This window comes from Xanthomonas sp. LF07-6, from assembly GCF_034105445.1.
In the GTDB taxonomy this organism is placed as follows: Bacteria; Pseudomonadota; Gammaproteobacteria; order Xanthomonadales; family Xanthomonadaceae; genus Xanthomonas_A; species Xanthomonas_A sontii.
Map to the genome: position 1 here is coordinate 104,595 of NZ_JAXGGI010000011.1, position 21,584 is coordinate 126,178.

A 21,584-nucleotide genomic window follows, 5' to 3' on the forward strand; every position below is an offset into this window, starting at 1 on the left:
ATAGCATCGCCCGCGTGACATAAACACTGACACCCTGAGGAGGGTTTTATGAGCAATGGGAATGGCGTCACGGCGACGCTGACGCAGGTCGCCGAGAACGTGAAAGAAACCGCCACCAACGTCGGCGAGACCATCGCCGCCACCGCCAGCGAGGCCGTCGCCACGGTCAAGCAGACCGCCGAGACCGTGCAGAAGCGCGTGCAGGACCAGGTCGCCAAGACCCGCAAGGCGGTGAAGAAGGCCGAGAAGGCCGTCGCCAAGCGCGCCGAAAAGGCCGGCAAGGCCGTCAAGAAGACCGTCGCCAGCGCGCGCAAGAAGCTGGAAGCGGCCAAGGCCAGCGCCCAGGCCGAAGCGGCCGCGCTGACCAAGGGCGGCAAGAAGACCGCCAAGAAGGCGGCTGCGAAGAAGGCGCCGGCGAAGAAGGCCGCGGCCAAGAAGGTCGCGGCCAAGAAGGCCCCCGCCAAGAAAGTGACCGCCAAGAAGGCCGCGCCGAAGAAGGCGGTCAAGAAGGTCGCCGCCAAGAAGGCCGTTGCCAAGAAGGCAGTGAAGAAAGCGGCGAAGAAGGTTGCAGCGAAGAAGGCCGTCGCCAAGAAAGCGGTGAAGAAGGTCGCCAAGGCGGTCAAGAAGAGCACCGCCAAGGTCGCCAAGAAGAGCACCGCCGTGAAGAAGACCGCCGTGCGCAAGGCCGCCGGCAAGAAGGCCGCGGCCACCCGCGCCAAGAAGTAAGCCGTCCCGTCGCACCCTCTCTCCCGTGCGCGGGAGAGAGGCTGGGCCCACGCCCGTCCCGCTCTGCCTTCCAGGAACGCACGCCTCATGGCCATCAAGATCGACCAGAAAATCAAGGGCTACGCCGTCGTCACCCCCGAGGACAAGGCGCGCGACGCCGCCGCCGCGGTGCCCGCCTCGTCGATCGACCGCGCCACCGCCGAGGCCGAAGCGCCGGCGGACAACATCATCCACATGCACGAGCGCATCGAGCGCCCGGACGTGCTGATCGGCAGCACCTACAAGATCAAATCGCCGTTGGTGGAACACGCCATGTACGTGACCCTCAACGACATCGTGCTCAACGCCGGCACCGAACACGAACTGCGCCGCCCGTTCGAAATCTTCGTCAACTCCAAGTCCATGGAACACTTCCAGTGGATCGTGGCGCTGACCCGGATCATGTCCGCCGTGTTCCGCAAGGGCGGCGACGTCACCTTCCTGGTCGACGAGATGAAGGCCGTGTTCGACCCCAAGGGCGGCTACTTCAAGGCCGGCGGCGTGTACATGCCGTCGCTGGTCGCCGAACTGGGCAGCATCGTCGAAGAGCACATGAAGTCGATCGGCCTGCTGCACGACCCGGAAATGAGCGACCACCAGCGCGCGCTGATCGCCGAGAAGCGCAAGCAGTACGAAGAGCGCTCAAAAAAAAACAGTGAAGTGAAGCCGGCTGTTCCTTCTCCTGCGGGAGAAGGTGCCCGCAGGGCGGACGAGGGGGCGGTTTCCGCCGACTCCACCGCCGACCACGAAGAGGACATCGCCGTCACCGGCGACGGCGCGAGCTTCCCGCCGTCGGCCACGATGTGCCACAAGTGCAATACCAAGGCGCTCGTCATTATGGATGGGTGTGCTACTTGTTTGAATTGTGGGTATTCGAAGTGCGGGTGAGCCAATAAATTCGAAAAGAAAAGGATTTCTTATGGGTGAGTCCCAAACCTGGGCTGGCGATCTGCTGGATAGAAAGCCGCTGGCTGACTATCTAACAAAATCTCTTAAAGCTCAATCTGCATCTCTAGCCGCTAGCGAGCGTGGTTTGACAGTCGCGCTAGATGCGGATTGGGGTGCGGGAAAGTCTTTCTTTGTGATCAACTGGTGTGATGAATTGCGCGCGGCAGGTCATCCTGTTGTTTACTTCGATGCGTGGGAGAATGATATTGGTGACGAGGCTGCTATTAGCTTGATGGCAGCTATTTTGTCCGAGATCAAGGTCTACTTGCCTAAAGCAGAACTGGTCGTTGAGAAAGCTAATCAACTAAGAAAAAAGTCGATCAAGAATCTGCGTAGAGCGCTAATGCCTGCAGCTGGACTGGTAATTAAAGGGGTTATTAAGAAAACTACATCTATTGCAGTCGATGAGCTCATGGATGTTTTTGTCGAGTCTAATGAAGATGATGGTGAAGGCTCGTCTATAAAAATGGATGACGTACTGGATGGTCTGTTTGAGAAAGCACTTTTAGAACATGATTCAAGAAAGCAAGAGTTGATCGCATTCAAGTCCTCATTAACTGGGCTCCTGGGGTTGGTTTGCGGGAATGGCAAAAATATCCCTCTTTTTGTTTTTGTCGATGAGCTCGATCGGTGTCGGCCATCCTATGCAATTAAATTGCTTGAAGAAATAAAGCATATTTTTGGCATAAAGGATGTTGTGTACGTCGTTTCAACTAATATCGATCAGCTGCAAAGTTCGGTTCGTGCTGTTTATGGTTCTGATTTCGACGGTCGAAGGTATCTGCGTCGCTTATTTAATCGAGAGTATTCATTGCCGAAAGTTGGCGGAACAGGTTTCGCAAAGGGTTTCATTGCTAGAACGGGGTGGTCGCCTCCGAATTTTGAGTTGGGATTGCCACGCCAGTCTCAGTCCGCTGGGGAAAATTTACTATCGCGGATACTTGGGTTCTAGTTTCCGAAGCTTTTGGTTTTGACTATAGGACTCAAGAGCAAGTTTTTTCTTTGGCCGTGGAAGCCTCCGGTTTCATAACTCAAGGTGAAGATAAGAACCCTCTGCATGTTTTGTGGCTTTTTTATTTATCTGGGCTTTATTATTCGTCTCCATCTTTTCTGAAAGATATTGCATCTGGATCTGTTGGTCAGGCGCGCGAAAAGATAAGTGAGAGCATCAAGAGGGACGTTGAAATAGCCTACACCGTTCCTCGTGATAGCTTTGACCGGGATGCTGGTCCAAAGACAAAAAATATTTCAGCTGTATTGCTTGAATATCTTGGTTTGAGTTTGATGTCGGCAAGGAAAGTTTTTGATATGGATCAAGTAAATTCTTACGACTATCCTGCCAATATCCGAAATGTATTGATGTCAGAACTGAATGGCTATTACCCTAATTTATCGTCATCTTTTCTTTCTATCAATAAATATGCAAAACTAGTTCTAAGCTCTGGATATATGGTTAATGCTGAGAGGGAAAATCGATAACAGGGCCGGCTGCACTTCATGCGGTCAGGAATGATGTCGATAAAGTAAAAAGCCGCAGGGGGCGGAAAGATGATTCAAGGCCAGGAGAGATGGATCTCAGGAGCCATCCTGCTATTCGTGTTTGTGGGTTTTTTGCTCACGGTTGTGCTGGCGCGACGGGCCAACAGGCGGGAGCGCGCGCTGGAAGCCCTTCCAGCGGTGCCGATGGAGCGCGTGAGCGTAGGCATGCACTGGGACAGCGATGCCAGCATGCCCATTCCTAATTGGGAGGCCATTGCAGAGGCTGAGCCAGCGGACGCGGGGGCGGACGCTTTGCATGTCTACTGGACCTCTGCCGCGCGACAATGGCTGGAGGTCTTGAACCAACAGTTGGGCGAGCACTATGCGGTGACCGAGTCCGCCGACTTCCTGCTGCTCTCGAATCTGCAGGCGCGGCCGGCAACGGTGGTGCTGCAGACCTGCCAGCGCATGCTGGCCAGGATCCGTGGCAACCTGGGGGCGCTGGCGGTCGAGCAGGGCATGGGCAAGCATGTGCTGATCGTGTTCGCCGATGACGACGACTACTACGGCTATGTCTCCAATTACTACCCCGAGGGCGGGGAATATGCGATGTCCTCGGGGATGTTCATCAGGGCCGGCTACGGGCACTTCGTGGTGCCACTGGCGATCATGGACGCGATGGAGCCTGTGATCGCACACGAGCTGACGCATTGCTTGCTGCAGCACTTGCCGATCCCAGCGTGGTTGAACGAAGGCCTGGCGGTCAACACCGAGCACACCATGTTCCCGCATCTGGCCATGCCAAGCACACAGAAGTATTTCCAGCATGAGATCCCGGCCCGCCATGCAGCGTACTGGAATGCGGACAGCATCCAGACGTTCTGGTCAGGAAAGTCGTTCCTGGCGACCGACGATGGCAATGAGCTTTCCTACGATCTGGCCAAGAAGATCACGGCACTCGCCGCCGGGGACGAACCCGCGTTTCGTGCGTTCGTCGCTGAAGCAAGCATGGACGACGGTGGCGTGGCCGCTGCGCAGCACCTGGGCTATCCGCTCGAACACCTTGTCCAGGCCGTGCTGGGTGAAGGGGATTGGTCGCCGAAGCCGGAGCGCTGGCGTCGGGACGTCGAGCGTGGGCAGTTCTGATCAGACGTCAGGTGCCGCAAGCTATGCACCGGTCGAAGTGCCGACCGGGAATTGCCGCAGTGCACCCGGGACGCGCTGTACTAGCTTGACTGGATTGGTCTACGCGCCGCGCGCATCACGCCGCGCCGGGTTGAACTGCACGCCGTCGCGTGACGCCGCCACCGATGTCCCTGGTCATGCCACCCTGCTACGGTGCGCCCCTGGTGGAAAGCGGCGGCGACGCCGTTCCGGCGCGCAGCGAACGACAGGGGAGTGTGGATGCGGGAACGTGGGGAACCCTCAGGCGTTTGGGGCGAGTTGCTGCTGGTGATGGCAGTGGCATTCGGGTTGCCGATCTATTGGAGTGCGCTGGCGGTGCTGGCGCCGGTGGTGGAGCCGTCGTTTTCCGACGCGAACCTGTGGGGCATGGTGTTCTACGAGCTGCTGGTGCTGGCGTTGTTGCTGCCGACGCTGTGGTTCCGCGGCTGGACGCCGCAGGCGCTGGGGCTGCAGTGGCAGGCGCGCGACATCGGCGTGGGCCTGGCGCTGTTGGCCGCCTGTCTGGTGGCGACCTACCCGTTGAATCTGTTGAACGACAGCGTGGCGGCCGAGGTGAATCCGTCGATGGACGCGATGGTGGCCGGGCCACTGTCGGCGGGCGTGGTGGTGCTGGTCTCGCTGCTCAATCCGATCTTCGAGGAAGTGTTCGTCTGCGCCTACGTGATCCGCGCGCTGGAACGGCGGCACAGCCCGGCGTTCGCGGTGAACGTCAGCGTGGCGATCCGCGCGTCGTACCACCTCTATCAGGGGCCGGTCGGCACCATCGCCATCGTGGTGATAGGGCTGATCCTGGGCTGGTGGGTGGCGCGCACCGGGCGGCTGTGGCCGGCGATCGTGGCGCATGCCGCGCTGGATTTGCTGGGATTGATGGTCTACGTCTGATGCGCTGGGCGCGCGCGCCGGCAGGGTGACGTGCACCGGCTGGTCGCAGCGTCGGCATGCGCGAGCCCGGCCGCCCATTCCATCGACGACACGGCGTCGGCCACCATGCCTGATCACTCCAGCGCCGGTGGTCGCCCGCCCGTTGGCTGGATTCGCGGCGGCGGACTCACCGAAGCGGTCGCTGCCGTAGACAGCTTGATTCCTGAACAGGCCAGCGCTTTCGCGGCTGTACGTCACGCTTTACAGTCGAATGACACGGACGTGTCGCCCGCTGGACAACGGGGAAGGTCCGGGTTCCGGCCGCTCGATCACCTCGCCTACGGCGCAGCGCCGTGCGCGGTGCGCGCCGCACGGGCCGCAACGCTTTCAGGGGAGAAGCGGGATGGCGTCGACCGAGGATCTACCAGCACCGCATCCGTTGTTCGAGCTGCTGTCGGGCGAGATCAGCGACCGCGAACTGCGCCGCTGCCTGCGCGTGGTGCGTCGGCATCTGGGCATGGACGTGGCGTTCCTGTCGCGCTTCCGCAAGACCGATCGCGTGCTCGATCACGTGGACGGGCCGCCCGACGGGCCGATCCACGAGGGCCAGATCCTGCCGTTCGCCGATGGCTACTGTATGGGCGTGGCGCAGGGCGAGCTGCCGCAACTCATCCCCGACACCTCGCTGCTGCCGGCGGCGCAGTGCATTCCGGCGACGCAGGAGATTCCGATCGGTGCGCACATGAGCGTGCCGATCCAGGTGGGAGGGCGGATCTACGGCACGTTGTGCTGCTTCAGTTTCCTGCCGCGGCACGATCTGGGCGAGCGCGACATCGGCATGTTGCGTGCGTTCGCCGAGATCTTCGCGCTGCGCCTGCACGAGGTGGAGGCGCACAAGCTGGAACGGCAGGCGATGATCGACGAGATCGATGGCGCGCTGGCCGCGGGCGCGCCGCGCATCGTGTTCCAGCCGGTATTCGCGCTGCAGGAGCTGCGCCTGCATGGATTCGAGTGCCTGTCCCGTTTCGACGTGGCGCCGCAGCGTGGGCCGGCGCAATGGTTCCAGCAGGCCGAGCTGGCCGGGGTCGGCATCCGCCTGGAATTGCATGTGCTGGCCAAGGCGCTGGCCCATCTGCGGCGGTTCCCGCCGCAGTACCGGCTCAGCGTGAACCTGTCGCCGGAACTGATGACCTCCGCGGCGCTGGCGGGCGTGCTGGGCGCCGATGCCGAGGTGGCGCGGCTGACCCTGGAGATCACCGAGCACGCCATCGTGCGCAACTACCAGACGCTGGCGCAGGCGCTGGCATCGCTGCGCGAGCGCGGCGCGCAGGTGGCGGTGGACGATGCCGGCGCCGGCTACGCCAGCATGCGTCACATCCTGCAGTTGCAGCCGGACGTCATCAAGCTCGACATGAGCATCACCCAGTGCATCCATTCCGACCGCAGCCGCCGCGCGCTGGCCAAGGGGCTGACCAACTTCGCCCACGAGATCGGCACCCAGGTGTTGGCCGAAGGTGTGGAGACGGCGCAGGAACTGGACGCGCTGCGCGAGCTGCAGGTCGATCTGGTGCAGGGGTATTTCCTGTCACGGCCGCTGTCGGAGGATGCGGCGCTGGCCCTGGCGCTGTCCGACGCCGGCTGAGCCGCGGTTCGTCCTTGCAGGCGCGGCGCGATCGATCGAAAGCTTCGCCGATGCAGGCCTGCGGCCGATCACGCGGCGTCCTCTACCACGGCACCACGCGGCCCAGGTAATCCAGGTAGTGCAGGCCGCCGCGGCCGTGGGCGGCATCGATGGTGTCGAGCAGGGGCAAGATGCTGTCGTCGATGTACAGGCGCGCCTGCGGCCCGCCCATGTCGGTGCGCACCCAGCCGCGCGGCTCGGACTTGATCGCATTGGTGCCGGCCTCGTTCATGGCGGCGCAGCCCGACATGCTGCGCGAGCCTGCTTGCACGTTCGCGCTGCCGGTGGTCACCGAGCCCATCACCGTATCGATGCTGTGGCATCCGCGCCTGGAGCACGATGCGGCGCATCGCTGGCTCCGCGGCCTGTTTCTGTCCGAGTTCCGCTCGCGCGTGCCGCTGCGCTGAGTCGCACAGGCCGTTGCTGTCGGGATGCGACATCGGCACTGGTCCGCCGCCGCGGCGATGCCGCACACTTGCCGGCTCTGATCGAAGGCAGGAACAGGCGATGGCACGGCGATACGGATGGAGCGCGATGCTGGTGGGGCTGGTGGCGTTCGCCGCGGCGGCGGCCGGCCCCGCACCCGGCGAATACAGCACCAAGGAAGGCTGGGGCAGCATGCGGGTCACCGACAAGGGCGGCGCGCGCCAGTTCGACCTGTTGTCGGTCGGCGCCAACGGCCACACCTGCTCGCTGTCGGGCACGCTGCAGGGCGACAAGGCGGAGGTGAACGACGCTGGCGACGTGCCGTGCAAGCTCGCCTTCAAGCCGGTGCCGGGTGGGTTCAACGTGGCCGCGCTGACCGAGGAAAGCTGCCGCGACTATTGCGGCATGCGCGCCAGCTTCGAGGGAGACTACCTGCAGTTGCCGGCCGGCTGTACCGCCGCGGCCAGCAGCCGGCGGCGCGAGGCGTATCTGCAGGACTATCGCGGCAAGCGCTACGACAAGGCGCTGGCCGGCATGCATGCGTTCGCAGGCGAGTGTGGCGGCTTCCTCAACTGGCTCGATCGCGACCGCTTCGCCAATGACCGCGCCATCACGTTGCTGCGCCTGGGCCGGCCGCAGGAATGCCTGGCGACGCTGGACGGCACCCTGGCCGGCCGCAGCCACGACGAGGCCTCGTTCCAGGCGGAACTGGAAAAGCAGAGCACCATGCTGCCGCCCAGCGACTGGGACGCCTACCTGCCGATCGCCAAGTCCACTTGGTTCAACCGCAAGCTGTGCGAGGCGGCCAGGCGCTGACAGACGCTGTGTCGGTGCGGCGCGCCGATGGCCGCTGCACCGGGGGCCGTCCGCCGCTGCGAGACGCGGCGCGGTGGCCGTGGATGTGCTGCGGTTGGCGTGCGACGCGAGAGACGCCAAGGCCCCTGGCGCCGTTCCATGGCCCGCTGGTCGCCGGGGCGGCGTGGCGTCGCCGGTTGCCGTGGCCGCGGGCGACTGCGCATACTTCCGGCGATCAATGGCGCGTTGGACGCCCTGGAGCAAGGATGATCGATCGACTGCGACGCCTGTTGTCCCGCACCTCGCCACGCGGGGCCGATACCACCCACGAGGCTGCAGCGCCGGAGCCCGCGCCCGAGGCGCAGCCGCGCCATGCACTGCAGCAGCTCTTGCTGCAGGTGCTGCAGCGCGAGGGGCATGCGGCGACCCTGCACGACGAGGTGGTCGCGCTCGGCAACGGCCTGCAACTGCTCACCGAACTGGTGGATCTGGCCGAGTTGCGCAAGGGCGTGCGCACAGCCAGCTGCATTCGCGTGCATCACCGCAGCCTGTTCCCCGACGGGATCGTCGAGTTCCAGCATTCCATCGGCGAGGACACCGACGCGAGCCTGGCTTCGGGCTTCACGACCTGGGCGCGCACCGATCTGGTGGCGCTGTCGGAGGCGGTGGCCGCGCCGGCCGATGCGCGCTGCATGACGCTGCAGATGGAGTTCCCCGCCTCGGCCACGGCCGAGTCGGCGCTGCGGCGCACGGTGGTGCTGGGGCCGGTGGCGCACATGAATGGCGACGCCGCGCGGGCCGCGGCGGGCGACGACACGGAGCACGCGTTCTGCCCGTGCTGCCTGTTCACCAACAGCCTGGACGCCTTGATGCCGTTGCTGCAGCGGGATCAGCGCATGCTCGGGATCCGTCTGTTCGCCTCGCGCGACGCCGACGGCGAGGTCGCGGCCGACTGCCGGGTCAACGGCGAGGACTTTCCCGACGGCGTGGCCTGCCTGCGCCGTTATGCCGAGACCTGGCCGGCACTGGGCGCCATGGAATTCCGCAAGCAGTACGCGGTGGTGCGCCTGCCGGAGCCGGTAGCGCCGGACACCTCGCACTGACGCGTCATCGTGCGCTGCCCGAGCGCGTGCGCAGTGTTGGGCAGCGGCGGTTTAGGCCGCCGCAGCGGCATCCGTCGGCGCGCTGGGCAGCGCCGACGCCACGATGCCGTGCAACTGCGCGGCCAGCGCCTTGCGGTCGCTGCCCGGCGCCACCGCGAGCGGTGCGTGGAAGGTCACCCTGACCACCGCGCCGGACAGGCGCAGGAAGTGTGCGACGTGCGCACCGGCCTGCATCTCGCCGTAGAAAGCGTAGGCATCGCGATCGCCGCCTTGCGCGATGGGGTGCCCGTCGACGCTGCGCACCTCCAGCGTGAACGGCTGCAGCGTCCACTGCCGCGCGCCCGGGTCGGCACTGAGGAACAGCGAGAACAGGCTGGACTTGAACGGCGCGACGCGCTCGCCGGAGGAGGTGGTGCCCTCGGCGAACAGCACCACGTCGTGATCCGGGCGCAGTTGCGCCGCCACGGCGGCGGCCACCGCGGCCGCATCCTGGCGGCGCCGGCTGATGAACACGGTCTGCGCCAGCGCGCCGATGTGGCGCATGCCCGGCCAGCGTTCCATATCGTTCTTGGCGATGAAGCGCGCGCGCAGCAGGCTGCCCAGCACCACGATGTCGAAGTGGGAGATGTGGTTGCCGACGAACAGCGTCCCGCCCGCGTCGCGCGGCGTGCCCACCACCTCGACGCGAATGCCCAACGCGCGCCGCAGGCAGCCGAACCACAGCCGCGGCAGCACGAACGCGGCGCGGCCGCGGGTGAAGCGCATCAGCAGCCACTGCGGGGGGATCAGCAGCACGCTGGCCGCGATGCAGACGGCGAGTCGGACGATGGCGCGCACGCGGCCAGTCGGGGCGTCTGCAGCATGTCGAGGCGAAGCGGAAGGCATCGGGATCGCAGGTGAGGGCACGGTCGGCACGCGCGGCGGCGCGCCCGCGGCGATGGTAGCCGAGGCGTGTGTACTTCAGCATCCACGGGTGACCTGCTGGCGGTCCGGCGTGCTGTTTGCTCCGCGCGTCGCGGCTGAAGCCGCTCCCACAGGAACCGGCGATGTGCTGGCTGGGGGCACTGTGGGAGGGACTTCAGTCCCGACTGCTTCCAGGGACGGATGGCTGGCCTGCTTCGTTCGTCGCGGCTGGAGCCGCTCCTGCGAGTCAACCGCGCTCACCGAGCCACGGCAAGTGACTAGCGGTGCGCCGATGCCGCGCCTGCAGAGTCTGCTGGGGTCGCCGGCTCAGCGCGCGCTGTCGCCTGTGTGCAGTCCGCACGCTGTGAGATGGCGAACGACGTCAGCGTCCAGTCATGCATGGATGCTTCCTCAACGCCGTAGATCCACGATTGGCGCAGGCCGTCGATGCAGCTGGCGATGGCGATGCTGTCGCCGGGCGCGCCTTGGTCGGGCAGCGGCAGCGCTACCGGCGCCTGGGTCGGCACGCCGTGCAGCGCACGTGCGTAGGTCAGCATCAGCGGGCCGAGTCGCTCCAGGTTCTGGGCCCGCGCCGGGCCGGCGTCCGATGGCCGATGCTGCGCCAGCCAATCGCGCACCTGGCGCCATTCGGGCGTGCCCGCGGCGTAGGTGTTGGTACTGGACACGCGCAGGCTGTCCGGCACGTCCGGCGCGGCGTAAGCCGCCAGCGGCAGCAGGGCGAGCAGCAGCGCGCCCATGCCCCATCGGGCGTGCCGGGGGCGCGTCTGCCCGTTTTCGAACGCCTCATCGCTGCGCTTGCGCATCCGCCCGCTCCCTGCTGGTTGCCGATGGCGCGACGATAGCACCATCGGTGGCCGTGCCTGCCTGCGTGGCCCGGGCATGTCGCCGGCCGCGCTCGCGCTCAGCGTTTGCCCGGGCGATCGGCCAATGAGGCCTGCAGCGCGGTCGCCAATGCCGCGTCGCCGCTGACCAGCGCGCTCCAGCGCAAGTCCAGGCCCTTGCGCCGGCCCTTCTCGGTGAGCTTCAGGCCATCCGGGTCCACGGTCAGGGTGTAGTGCACGCCGTCGATCTCCAGTGCGCGGCGCAAGGGTCTGTCGAGCGGGGTCATGCGGCGGCTCCGTTTTCACGATGCGGCGAGGGTAGCGGGGCCAAGGTGATGGCAGGTTCTGCAGGCGTGCCGGATGAAGACGCTCAAGATCGCCACCTACAACGTCAACGGCATCCGCAGCCGCTTGCCGCAGCTGCTGCAATGGTTGCAGCGCGAGGCGCCGGACATCGTCGGGCTGCAGGAGCTCAAGAGCGTGGATGCCGGCTTTCCGCTGGCCGAGCTGCATGCCGCCGGCTACGGCGCGGTGTGGATGGGGCAGTCGAGCTGGAACGGCGTGGCGCTGCTGGCCAGGGGTTGCGATCCGGTCGAGAGCCGGCGCGGCCTGCCCGGCGATCCGCGCGACACCCAGAGCCGCTACATCGAGGCGATGGCGCACGGCGTGCTGGTCGGCTGTCTGTACCTGCCCAACGGCAATCCGCGCCCGGGTCCGAAGTTCGACTACAAGCTGGACTGGTTCGCGCGGCTGCAGCGGCATGCGCAGCACCTGGTGGCGCTGCCGCATCCGGTCGCCTTGATCGGCGACTTCAACGTGGTGCCCACCGATGCGGACATCTACAACCCGGCCTCATGGCGGCGCGATGCGCTGCTGCAACCGGAAAGCCGCCAGGCCTATGCAGAACTGCTGGCGCAGGGCTGGACCGACAGCCTGCGCCAGGTGCACGGCGAGCGCCGCGTGTACACGTTCTGGGATTATTTCCGCCAGCACTGGCAGCGCGATGCCGGGCTGCGCATCGACCACCTGCTGCTGAATCCACCGCTGGCCGCGCGCCTGCGCGACGCCGGCGTGGACCGCTGGGTGCGCGACCTGCCGAATGCCAGCGACCATGCGCCGACCTGGGTCGTGCTGGGCGCGGCGCCGGCCCGCGGTGCAGCTGCGTCGCGGGCGAAGCCGAAGCGCGGTGACGCGGGCGCTGAAGGAAACACGAAGGGCGCCAAGGCGACGAAGACCACACGCACCTCCGCATCTGGCGCGACGTCGTTGGCGGAGAAGGCGGCAGCGCGAACCAAGGACAAGACGACGGCCAGGACCAAGGCGAAGTCGACGACGCCAGCGCCGGCAACAAAAAAGAAAGGCGCAACAAAAACGGCAACCGCCAAGACGCCGAAAGCGCGCACGCCGCGCGCTGCCACCACGGTGCCGCCGACGCCCTCGCGCGATGGCAAACGCCGGAAACCACCCCTTCTCCCACCGGGAGAAGGTGGCGCGTAGCGCCGGATGAGGGTACGGCAGAATCGGAAAGACGCAGTTCCCGCTATGCCGCCGCGCGGTGTGACCGACGCGGCGGCACGTGTTCCCTTACTTCAACATCTCGGTAAACGCGCGATCGGCCTCGATCACGTCCGGCAGCGCGGCGAACAGCGCGTCCAGATCCACGTCGTCCAGCAGCGGGCCGGTCACCGCCTGCCGCGCCTGGTCGTTGGCGCCGCCGTGGCGCTCCAGCGCGTCGGCGACCAGCGCCGCCTGGGCGACGACCTTCGGCATCGGCTCGCCTTCCGGTGCCTGCAGCGGCCGCGCCTGGAAGGCGATGGCGGTCTGGATCACCTGCGGCAGGTGCCAGCGCCGCGCCAGCTCGGCGCCCACTTCCGGGTAGCCGAAGCCCAGTTGCACGGTCTCGTCGGCGGCGCGGCCGCTGGACGAGGCGTCCGGGTGCAGTTGCGCGGCGTAGTCGGGCGCGCCGGTCTGGATCAGCAGTTCGCCGATGTTGTGCATCATGCCGCAGGTGAACGCGGTCTCCGCGTCCAGGCCCTTCTGCCGCGCCAGCAGCCGGCACACGCCGGCCACTTCGAAGCTGTGCAGCCAGAACGCGCGCAGGTCGAAATGCGCCGGGGCATGGAACGCGCCGGTCACCGAGGAGGCCAGCACCAGGGTGCGCAAGGTGTTGAAGCCCAGGCGCAGCGCCGCGTCTTCCACCGTGGTGGAGTCGCGCGCGCCGCGGAAGCGCGCCGAATTGGCCAGCCGCAGCACCTTGGCCGCGATCACCGGGTCCCGCTCGATGTTGCGCGCCACCGCGTCCAGGCTGGTGCCCGGCGCATCGAACTGCAGGATCAGGTCCTGCGCCACCTGGGGAATGGTCGGCAGGGTGTGCAACTGGTCGAACAGCGCCTCTAGCTTCATGGGGACCCTCGGAACGAAACGGGAGGCGGCAGGACCGGAAGCCGGCCGCGCCGCCACGGTGGCGGAATGCGCGCATCCTACCGATTCGCGATGGCCGGCGTGTGGAAGACCGGTCCCGCGGCGACGGCCGCGCCCTGGTGCAGCCAAGGACGCGGCTCAGCCGGCGCCGCGCACGCGCAGGGTCAGGCCCTTGAGGAAGTTGCGTAGCAACTGGTCGCCGCACAGGCGGAAATTCTTGTGCTCCGGCTGCCGGAACAGCGCCGACAGTTCCGGCTTGGACACCGGGAAACCGGCGGCGTCGAAGATCTGGTGCATGTCCACGTCCTTGAGCTGGAACGCCACGCGCAGCTTCTTCAGCACCACGTTGTTGGTGATGCGCGCTTCCACCGGGCGCGGCGGCAGGCTCTCGTCGCGGCCGCGGTAGTGGAACACCAGCCCGTCCAGCACATGCGCCAGCACCGCGTCGCTGCATTCGACGAAGCCGTCTTCGTCCTCCTTCTTCAGCCACGCCGGGATCTGCGCCTTGTCGATCGGGAATGCGGGATCGGCGAGGTGCGCCAGATCGACGATCTTCTGGTCGCTCAGGTCGAGCATGTAGCGGATGGAGCGCAGGATGTCGTTGTTGAGCATGGCGGGTGTGGGAGTGCGGGAGGCCCGGCGAGGGGCGCTAGTCTAGGCGCTGGCCCGCATCGGCGCGTAGACCGCGCAGGCCCGGGCCATGGCTGCGGTTCACCGAGGGTGTGCACGCGGCGCGGTTGCATCCGCGGGCGCATGCGCCATCATCGGCGCATGGACTATTCGATTCCCAAGCCGAGCGCGGTGTCCGCGCTGAATCCGCGCCAGGAGCAACTGGTGGCGCTGGTGCGCCAGCAGGGCTATGCCGAGGTGGAAGGGCTGGCGGCGCGCTTCGAGGTGACGCCGCAGACCATCCGTCGCGACCTGACCCTGCTGTGCGAGGCCGGCGTGCTGCGCCGCTACCACGGTGGGGTGAGCCTGCCGTCCAGCGTGGAGAACCTGGCCTACACGGCGCGCAAGTCGCTGCAGGCGCAGGAGAAGCGGCGCATCGCCACGCTGCTGGCGCAGCACATACCCGACGACGCCTCGCTGTTCATCAACATCGGCACCACCAACGAGGACGTGGCGCGCGCGCTGATGGGCCACAGCGGCCTGCGCGTGATCACCAACAACCTCAACGTCGCGGTGATGATGAGCGCCAATCCCAGCTTCGAGGTGATGGTGGCCGGCGGGCGCGTGCGCGGCCGCGACCAGGGCGTCACCGGCGAGGCCACCATCGAGCTGATCCGCCAGTTCAAGGTGGATTTCGGCGTGATCGGCATCTCCGGCATCGATCCGGACGGCACCCTGCTGGATTTCGATTTCCACGAGGTGCGGGTGGCGCAGGCGATCATCGAGCACTCGCGGCAGGTGTTCCTGGCCGCCGACCACAGCAAGCTCGGTCGCAACGCCATGGTCCGGCTGGGACCGATCGGGCGGGTGCACGCCTGGTTCACTGATCGCGCGCCGCCGGCCGAGCTGGCCGCGGTGCTGGAGGCGGCCGGCACCCGCGTGTTCGTCGCCGAGGGCGATGCGGCCGACCAGGGCGCGCCGGCGCTGGACGCGGCCGCGGACTGAACGAGGCCGGCCCGCCGCCGCCGGGGTGGCACACAGGGCGTGTGTTCGGATTGTTTCGTTAATGTTGCGTGATGTGGCGAGATCGTCGCGCCGCAGCGGCCCCGCACGCCCGCCCGGCTGTCTTTGAGCTAAGCCGCTGGCCGGTTACGGCCGGTTTGCAGGATGCCGTCGACGCCACGCTGCAGTGCAGCGTGATATGTTCGGAAATGTTCGTTTACGATCTTTTCGTCCTCAGTTCTGCGCTCGGCCACTGTTGCCGGGCCGGACACGACACTTCCGGAGTCGGCTATGCGTGAGACCTACGATGTGCTGGTGGTCGGTGGCGGCATCAACGGCGTGGGCATCGCCCGCGACGCGGTGGGCCGCGGCCTATCGGTGTGCCTGTGCGAGCGCGACGACCTGGCCGCGCATACCTCCAGCGCCAGCACCAAGCTGATCCACGGTGGCCTGCGCTACCTTGAGCAGTACGAGTTCGCCCTGGTCGGCAAGGCCCTGGCCGAGCGCGAGGTGCTGTTGCGGCTGGCCCCGCACATCATCTGGCCGCTGCGTTTCCTGCTGCCGCACCAGCCGCACCTGCGCCCGGCATGGATGATCCGAACCGGCCTGTTCCTGTACGACCACCTGGGCCGCGGCCGCCGCACCCTGCCGGGGTCGCGACGCCTGGCGCTGCGCACGCACCCGGTGGGCGCGCCGCTGCGCGAGGAGTTCCGCACCGGTTTCGTCTATTCCGACGCCTGGGTGCAGGACGCGCGGCTGGTGGTGCTCAATGCGATGGACGCCGCGCAGCGCGGCGCGCGCATCCTCACCCGCACCCGCTGCGTCGGTGCGCGCCGCGTCGATGGTGTGTGGCAAGTGCAACTGCAGCATGCCGACGGCCGCCGCGAGGAACTGCGCGCGCGCTCGCTGGTCAATGCCGCCGGGCCGTGGGCGGTGCAGTTCCTGGACGAGGTGGCGCACGTCGGCCACGACCACGCGCTGCGCCTGGTCAAGGGCAGCCACATCGTGGTGCCGCGGCTGTTCGAACACGACCATGCCTACATCTTCCAGCAGCCGGACCGGCGCATCGTCTTCGCCATTCCCTACGAGCAGGACTACACCCTGATCGGCACCACCGACGTCGACTACCACGCCGACCCGGCCGCACCGCGCATCGACGGCGAGGAGACGCGCTATCTGTGCGAAGCGGCCAACCGCTACTTCCGCAAGCAGATCGCCCCGGACGACGTGGTGTGGAGCTACAGCGGCGTGCGCCCGCTGCTCGACGACGAGGAGGACAACGCCGCCGAGGTCACCCGCGACTACCTGCTGGAACTGGACGCGCGCGACGGCGCGGCCCTGCTCAACGTGTTCGGCGGCAAGCTCACCACTTACCGCAAGCTCGCCGAGGAGGCGGTGGACCGGCTGACCGCGCATGCCGGGCGCAAGGCGCCGGCCTGGACCGCGCACGGTGCGCCGCTGCCCGGCGGCGAGCGCAACGACATCGCCACGCTGGCGCGCGAGCTGCGCGCGGCACGGCCGTGGCTGCCCGAGGCCACCGCGCAGCGGCTGGCGCGCAACTACGGCACCCGCGCGGACACGTTGCTGGGCGATGCTGCCGCGCTGCAGGACCTGGGCCAGCACTTCGGCGCCGACCTGTACCAGGCCGAGGTCGACTACCTGCGCCAGCACGAATGGGTGGTGGAGGCCGAGGACCTGCTGTGGCGGCGCAGCAAGCTCGGCCTGCGGGTGGATGCCGCCGGCCGCCAGCGCCTGGTCGCCTACCTGCAACAGGCGCCGGCCACGCTGGCCGCGGCACCGGCTTGATCGAAACGCTGCCGCCGGCCCGGTTCGGGCCGCGGCGGCGCGTGCACAATCGCGCTGCGCCCGGCACCCGCCGCGGCGCACGAACCTGGACGCAACCGTGGAGGGTGGCAGGCATGGGTGGATCGACAGCGGCAACGACGGCAGGCCGGGAGGCAGGGGCATGAGCCGGCAACTGGTGGGCGAACTGATTTCCGAGGCGATCGCGATGCTGATCATCATCGCCTTCGGCTGCTCGGTGGCGTGCATGTACGTGCTCTACGATCCCAGCCCCTACCAGCACGCCTACTGGGGCGTGTGCATCGCCTGGGGCCTGGCGGTGACCATCGCCATCTATGTCACCGGCTCGGTGTCCGGCACCCACGCCAATCCGGCGGTGACCCTGGCGCTGGCGCTGTATCGCGGTTTTCCCTGGCCCAAGGTGCTGCCGTACTGGGTGGCGCAGGTGATCGGCGCGTTTCTCGGCGCGTGGATCGTCTACCTGCTGTTCGCGCCGGTGATCGACCACTACAACCAGGCCCAGCATCTCACCCGCGCCGGCGGCGGTGCGGCCGGGGTGTTCTTCACCGCGCCGGGCCTGGCGATCACGCCGATGCACGCGCTGCGCGACCAGGTGATCCTGACCGCGTTCCTGATCTTCGGCATCTTCGCCATCACCGAGCGCTACAACGAGGCCGCGCCCACCGCCAATTCCGGTGCGCTGATCATCGGCCTGCTGGTGGCCACCATCGGCGCCTCGATGGGCTATCTGGAAGCCTGGGCGATCAATCCGGCGCGCGACTTCGGCCCGCGCCTGTTCGCCTATGTCGCCGGCTGGGGCTCCTCGGCGCTGCCGTCGGCCGACAACTACTGGTGGATCCCGATCGTCGGCCCGCTGATCGGCGGCGTGATCGGCGGTGCCGCCTACCAGTGGCTGATCTATCCGTTCCTGCCAGCGCGGGTGAAAGCGCTGGAAGAAGAACAGGCCACTGCGCGCCGCGGCTAGCGCACCGGCAGCGCGTTCGTTTCCGCGCGCGGCGTGCGCGCCTCCCTAATTCCCCGTTGGCGTCGCGCCCGTGCGCGCGGCGTGCATCCCGCAGGAGTCTCCGATGGAAAAGCAGTTCATCCTGGCCATCGACCAGGGCACCACCAGTTCGCGCGCGATCCTGTTCGACCGCCAGGGTCGCATCGTCGGCATGGCCCAGCGCGAGTTCTCGCAGATCTTCCCGCAGCCGGGCTGGGTCGAGCACAACCCGCGCGAGATCATGACCAGCGTCTACACCACGATCACCGAGCTGCTCAACAACCACCAGGTGGACGCCAGCGCCATCGCCGGCATCGGCATCACCAACCAGCGCGAGACCGCGGTGGTGTGGGATCGTGCCACCGGCCAGCCGATCTATAACGCCATCGTCTGGCAGTCGCGGCAGACCAAGGACATCTGCGACCAGCTCAAGGCCGACGGCCACGAGGACATGGTGCGGGCCAAGACCGGCCTGCTGATCGATGCGTACTTCTCCGGCACCAAGGTCAAGTGGATCCTCGACCACGTCGACGGCGCGCGCGAACGCGCGCAGCGCGGCGAACTGGCTTTCGGCACCATCGACAGCTGGCTGATCTGGAACCTCACCGGCGGCAAGGTCCACGTCACCGACTACACCAACGCCTCGCGCACGCTGCTGTACAACATCCACGAGCTGCGCTGGGACGAGGAACTGCTGCAACTGCTCGACATCCCCGCCTCGATGCTGCCGGAGGTGCGCTCGTCCAGCGAGATCTACGGCAACACCCAGGGCCAGTATTTCTACGGCCATGCGGTGCCCATCGCCGGCATCGCCGGCGACCAGCAGGCGGCGCTGTTCGGCCAGGCCTGCTTCGAACCGGGCATGGCCAAGAACACCTACGGCACCGGTTGTTTCATGCTGATGAACACCGGCGAGAAGGCGGTGGCGTCGAAGAACGGCCTGCTCACCACCATCGCCTGGGGCGTGGACGGCAAGGTCGAGTACGCGCTGGAAGGCGCGATCTTCGTCGCCGGTTCGGTGGTGCAGTGGCTGCGCGACGGCCTGCGCATGCTCGGCAAGGCCAGCGACTCGCAGGCCTACGCCGAGCGTGCCGGCGACAACGACGGCGTGTACTTCGTGCCGGCCTTCGTCGGCCTGGGCGCGCCGTACTGGCGCAGCGACATCCGCGGCGCGGTGTTCGGCCTGACCCGCGGCACCACCAAGGAGCACTTCATCCGCGCCGCGATCGAGTCGATGGCCTACCAGACGCGCGACGTGCTGACCGCGATGCAGGTCGACTCGGGCATCGAGTTGAAGGAACTGCGCGCCGACGGCGGCGCCATCGCCAACGACTTCATGGCGCAGTTCCAGAGCGACATCCTGGACGTGCCGGTGCTGCGCCCGGAGGTGGCCGAGACCACTGCGCTCGGTGCGGCCTACCTGGCCGGCCTGGCCACCGGCTTCTGGAAGGACCGTGCGGAGATCGCCCAGCAATGGGCGGTGGACCGCCGTTTCGAGCCGGACATGCCGGCCGAGCGTCGCGAAGCGCTGTATGCCGGCTGGCAGCAGGCGGTGGAGGCGACGATGGGGTTCCGGATTCGCTGAGGCGGTCGCGCAGGGCAGTCGGGGGCTGCGTCCGCTCCTTTGCATCTGTGGGCCGAGGCGTTGTTCGTCGCTGCGACTGCCGCCGCGACAAGCGAAACCGAAAGCCGACGGACACCTTCCGTCGTCGGGACTGAAGTCCCCCCCCACAAGGTGTCCTGCCCCTTCCCTGTGCGAGCGGCTTCCGCCGCGCCGGGCGCTCTCGCGAAAGGCCGCTCACCGTCGTTCAAACGCCGCTGCGGCCGAGCCTGCGCGCACTCCCGGCAACGGCGAAGGATTCAGACGTACTGCGTCGGCCCACGCGGACCCGGCACCGGGGAGTCGACGTCGCCGACCGGGTCCTGGATCGGCGGGATGGTCGGATCGGTCGGCTGGTCGGGGATCGGATCGATCGGGCGGTCCGGGGTCGGATCCACGCCCGGATTCGGCACCTGGCCCGGCACCTCGTTCGGTGGCTGCTGCGGGTCCTGGCCAGGATTGGGGGATTGCATGTGCATGAGCCTCTCCGTGCGATGGCGCTCCAGCGTGCGCGCCATGGCAGCGCGTGCGGGTGAAGCGCATGCCAAGGACGGATGAAAGACGGGCCGATGCGTGCGCCTTGCCATCGCGATTGGCACGCTCGCCGCTGGCGCCGACTCCAGCGCTCCGGCATGCTGGCGCCGCATGCGCCACTACGATCTGGTCATCTTCGATTTCGACGGCACCCTGGCCGACTCGTTTCCCTGGTTCCTGGCGACCATCAACGGCGTCGCCGACGAATTCGGCTTCCGCCGCTTCGACGTGGAGCGACTGGACGAAATCCGCAGCCTGAGCGCGCGCGAGCTGATGGCGCGCAGCGGCCTGCGCTGGTGGCGGGTGCCGGCGGTGGCGCAACGCATGCGCACGCTGATGAGCGCGCAGATCGAGCGCATCGCGCTGTTCGACGGCGTCGCCGAGTTGCTCGCGCAGTTGGCGCAGGCCGGCGTGCACCTGGCCCTGGTTACGTCCAATAGCCGCGCCAACGTCGCGCGGGTGCTCGGCCCCGCGCTGCTCGCGCAGTTCCGCGACGTGCGCTGCGGCGCGGCGGTGCTGGGCAAGCGCCGCAAGCTGCGCGCCAGCCTGCGTGCCTGCGGCGTTCCCGCCGCGCGGGCGCTGTGCGTGGGCGACGAGATCCGCGATGCCGAGGCCGCGCGCCAGGCCGGCATCGCGTTTGCCGGCGTGGCCTGGGGCTACACCTTGCCGGCCGCGTTGCAGCCGCATACCCCGTTGCCGTTGCTGCAGCGGCCGGCCGCGCTGTCGGCGCTGGTGCTTGGCCCGGATGCCTGCGCACAGCCGCCTGCGGTGCAGGCGCGGCCATGAGCGGAGACGGCTGATGTGGCTGTCCTACGCGATCGGTGCGGCGATCGCGATCGTCTTTTTCGGCAGCGCCGCAACGCTGATCGGAGCGGTGTATCGCATGGGGCGCCGCCAGGTGACCGACCTGCTGGAGGCTTCGTTCCGCGCGCAGGCGTTTCCTGGCGCGCATGGCCCGCTGCGCGGCAGCGACCTGACCGTGGTCAAGCGATCCAGGCAGACCATCGAGAGCAGCGACGGCCACGTGTATTCGATCGCGCCGGATGCCGCGCTGCAGACCGCCGATGCGTTCTGGTACTGCGTCGGGCCGGGACCGAGCGGGTTCCTGGCCATTCCGGTGGTGACGTCCGGCTTCGGCAAGGCGCAGGTGCATTGGATCGTGCGGCCGATGACCGAGGGGCGCATTCGCGTGGCGCTGCAGTTCGACCGCAAGGCGACCCGCCTGGCCTTCGGCACGCGGCCGGCTGCGCGCTGAGCCTATCGGCGCAAGCAGACCGTCGGAGGCGCACGGGGCGAAGGGACCTGTGGATTACGTCCTCGCGCCATCCCACTGTCCTCGGCGTGCCAGTGGCATGCGCCGCCACCGACGCCGCGGAATCCAGGGGCGCCGAGTGCCATCGGGCGGACGTCGGCCCCGCCATACGCCGGCTGGCGCGGCCGAACGCCGAGCGGAATTGCTGCGCTGCAGGTTGATTGTTCACTTGTGATTGCTATATTCATATGCGAACAGTCGCCGTGCCATCGCCATCCCGGGCGTGCATGCTGCGGCCTTCCTTCATCGCGCCCGACCCCGGGCAGAGGCGTGCCATGCGTGACCCCAGCCACTTCCGTCCCTCGCGCGTCC

24 protein-coding genes are annotated in these 21,584 nt (G+C 67.2%); 17 read left to right on the forward strand and 7 right to left on the reverse strand.

Annotation, left to right across the window (positions count from 1 at the left end; all coding sequences use genetic code 11):
• Positions 1-48 precede the first annotated feature (48 nt).
• The 7 genes from SLW56_RS16060 to SLW56_RS16090 all read left to right on the forward strand — a co-directional run bounded on the left by SLW56_RS16060 (position 49) and on the right by SLW56_RS16090 (position 6,880).
• On the forward strand, positions 49-726 hold the full coding sequence (locus SLW56_RS16060; RefSeq protein WP_320695140.1) for a hypothetical protein: 678 nt from the start codon (positions 49-51) through the stop codon (positions 724-726).
• A gap of 87 nt (positions 727-813) precedes the next feature.
• On the forward strand, positions 814-1,653 hold the full coding sequence (locus SLW56_RS16065; protein ID WP_267116995.1) for an NrdJb: 840 nt from the start codon (positions 814-816) through the stop codon (positions 1,651-1,653).
• Positions 1,654-1,684: 31 nt separating this feature from the next.
• The gene (locus tag SLW56_RS16070) at positions 1,685-2,665 is read left to right on the forward strand and encodes a P-loop NTPase fold protein (RefSeq protein WP_320695141.1); all 981 of its coding nucleotides are present in this window, start codon (positions 1,685-1,687) and stop codon (positions 2,663-2,665) included.
• Positions 2,666-2,715: 50 nt separating this feature from the next.
• Entirely contained in the window at positions 2,716-3,192 is a 477-nt protein-coding gene (locus tag SLW56_RS16075) for a hypothetical protein (RefSeq protein ID WP_320695142.1), read from the forward strand.
• Positions 3,193-3,261: 69 nt separating this feature from the next.
• Positions 3,262-4,338 (forward strand): hypothetical protein, encoded by a 1,077-nt coding sequence (locus SLW56_RS16080; RefSeq protein WP_320695143.1) that lies wholly within the window; start codon positions 3,262-3,264, stop codon positions 4,336-4,338.
• 309 nt (positions 4,339-4,647) lie between these two features.
• On the forward strand, positions 4,648-5,259 hold the full coding sequence (locus SLW56_RS16085) for a CPBP family intramembrane glutamic endopeptidase (RefSeq protein ID WP_320695144.1): 612 nt from the start codon (positions 4,648-4,650) through the stop codon (positions 5,257-5,259).
• Between the two features lie 382 nt (positions 5,260-5,641).
• Positions 5,642-6,880 (forward strand): EAL domain-containing protein, encoded by a 1,239-nt coding sequence (locus SLW56_RS16090; protein ID WP_152237024.1) that lies wholly within the window; start codon positions 5,642-5,644, stop codon positions 6,878-6,880.
• Positions 6,881-6,962: 82 nt separating this feature from the next.
• Here SLW56_RS16090 and SLW56_RS16095 read toward each other — a convergent pair whose 3' ends face one another.
• Positions 6,963-7,151 carry a hypothetical protein gene (locus SLW56_RS16095; protein WP_320695145.1) on the reverse strand — a complete coding sequence of 63 codons (189 nt, stop codon included), beginning with the start codon at positions 7,149-7,151 and terminating at the stop codon, positions 6,963-6,965.
• On the opposite strand from SLW56_RS16095, the gene SLW56_RS16100 reads away from it, so the two are divergent.
• The 3 genes from SLW56_RS16100 (at position 7,150) to SLW56_RS16110 (ending at position 9,243) form a co-directional block, all read left to right on the forward strand.
• The gene (locus SLW56_RS16100; RefSeq protein ID WP_017916390.1) at positions 7,150-7,326 is read left to right on the forward strand and encodes a hypothetical protein; all 177 of its coding nucleotides are present in this window, start codon (positions 7,150-7,152) and stop codon (positions 7,324-7,326) included. The genes SLW56_RS16095 and SLW56_RS16100 overlap by 2 nt on opposite strands.
• 100 nt (positions 7,327-7,426) lie before the next feature.
• Complete coding sequence (locus SLW56_RS16105) at positions 7,427-8,161, forward strand: hypothetical protein (protein ID WP_320695146.1); 735 nt, start codon at positions 7,427-7,429, stop codon at positions 8,159-8,161.
• A gap of 245 nt (positions 8,162-8,406) precedes the next feature.
• Positions 8,407-9,243, forward strand: coding sequence for a DUF6348 family protein (locus tag SLW56_RS16110; RefSeq protein WP_152237023.1), 837 nt, complete (start codon positions 8,407-8,409; stop codon positions 9,241-9,243).
• Positions 9,244-9,294: 51 nt separating this feature from the next.
• Here the strand turns inward: SLW56_RS16110 and SLW56_RS16115 are convergent, their stop codons facing one another.
• The 3 genes from SLW56_RS16115 to SLW56_RS16125 all read right to left on the reverse strand — a co-directional run bounded on the left by SLW56_RS16115 (position 9,295) and on the right by SLW56_RS16125 (position 11,275).
• Complete coding sequence (locus SLW56_RS16115) at positions 9,295-10,080, reverse strand: lysophospholipid acyltransferase family protein (protein ID WP_295966335.1); 786 nt, start codon at positions 10,078-10,080, stop codon at positions 9,295-9,297.
• A gap of 344 nt (positions 10,081-10,424) precedes the next feature.
• Entirely contained in the window at positions 10,425-10,970 is a 546-nt protein-coding gene (locus tag SLW56_RS16120) for a hypothetical protein (protein ID WP_267085008.1), read from the reverse strand.
• 98 nt (positions 10,971-11,068) lie between these two features.
• The gene (locus tag SLW56_RS16125; RefSeq protein ID WP_209032251.1) at positions 11,069-11,275 is read right to left on the reverse strand and encodes a hypothetical protein; all 207 of its coding nucleotides are present in this window, start codon (positions 11,273-11,275) and stop codon (positions 11,069-11,071) included.
• 73 nt (positions 11,276-11,348) lie between these two features.
• Here SLW56_RS16125 and SLW56_RS16130 point away from each other — a divergent pair, with 73 nt between their 5' ends.
• Positions 11,349-12,485, forward strand: a complete 1,137-nt coding sequence (locus tag SLW56_RS16130; RefSeq protein ID WP_320695147.1) for an exodeoxyribonuclease III — start codon at positions 11,349-11,351, stop codon at positions 12,483-12,485.
• Between the two features lie 87 nt (positions 12,486-12,572).
• Here the strand turns inward: SLW56_RS16130 and SLW56_RS16135 are convergent, their stop codons facing one another.
• Both SLW56_RS16135 and SLW56_RS16140 read right to left on the reverse strand, forming a co-directional pair.
• Positions 12,573-13,391, reverse strand: coding sequence for an HDOD domain-containing protein (locus tag SLW56_RS16135; RefSeq protein ID WP_017907477.1), 819 nt, complete (start codon positions 13,389-13,391; stop codon positions 12,573-12,575).
• A 156-nt stretch (positions 13,392-13,547) separates the two neighbouring features.
• Positions 13,548-14,021, reverse strand: coding sequence for a DUF1456 family protein (locus SLW56_RS16140; protein ID WP_017913175.1), 474 nt, complete (start codon positions 14,019-14,021; stop codon positions 13,548-13,550).
• 141 nt (positions 14,022-14,162) lie between these two features.
• Here SLW56_RS16140 and SLW56_RS16145 point away from each other — a divergent pair, with 141 nt between their 5' ends.
• The 4 genes from SLW56_RS16145 (at position 14,163) to glpK (ending at position 19,411) form a co-directional block, all read left to right on the forward strand.
• Positions 14,163-15,023: a DeoR family transcriptional regulator gene (locus SLW56_RS16145; RefSeq protein WP_320695148.1), complete on the forward strand. Its 861-nt coding sequence runs from the start codon at positions 14,163-14,165 to the stop codon at positions 15,021-15,023.
• Between the two features lie 288 nt (positions 15,024-15,311).
• On the forward strand, positions 15,312-16,826 hold the full coding sequence (gene glpD / locus SLW56_RS16150) for a glycerol-3-phosphate dehydrogenase (protein ID WP_320695149.1): 1,515 nt from the start codon (positions 15,312-15,314) through the stop codon (positions 16,824-16,826).
• A gap of 160 nt (positions 16,827-16,986) precedes the next feature.
• Complete coding sequence (locus tag SLW56_RS16155) at positions 16,987-17,808, forward strand: MIP/aquaporin family protein (RefSeq protein WP_267093439.1); 822 nt, start codon at positions 16,987-16,989, stop codon at positions 17,806-17,808.
• 103 nt (positions 17,809-17,911) lie between these two features.
• On the forward strand, positions 17,912-19,411 hold the full coding sequence (gene glpK, locus SLW56_RS16160; protein WP_010342417.1) for a glycerol kinase GlpK: 1,500 nt from the start codon (positions 17,912-17,914) through the stop codon (positions 19,409-19,411).
• 275 nt (positions 19,412-19,686) lie between these two features.
• On the opposite strand, the gene SLW56_RS16165 is transcribed toward glpK, so the two are convergent.
• A complete protein-coding gene (locus SLW56_RS16165; protein WP_026143701.1) occupies positions 19,687-19,905 on the reverse strand; it encodes a hypothetical protein in 219 nt (72 codons plus the stop codon).
• Between the two features lie 166 nt (positions 19,906-20,071).
• On the opposite strand from SLW56_RS16165, the gene SLW56_RS16170 reads away from it, so the two are divergent.
• On the forward strand, positions 20,072-20,746 hold the full coding sequence (locus tag SLW56_RS16170) for an HAD hydrolase-like protein (RefSeq protein WP_152237017.1): 675 nt from the start codon (positions 20,072-20,074) through the stop codon (positions 20,744-20,746).
• 13 nt (positions 20,747-20,759) lie between these two features.
• Positions 20,760-21,215, forward strand: a complete 456-nt coding sequence (locus SLW56_RS16175; protein ID WP_152237016.1) for a hypothetical protein — start codon at positions 20,760-20,762, stop codon at positions 21,213-21,215.
• Positions 21,216-21,584 lie beyond the last annotated feature (369 nt).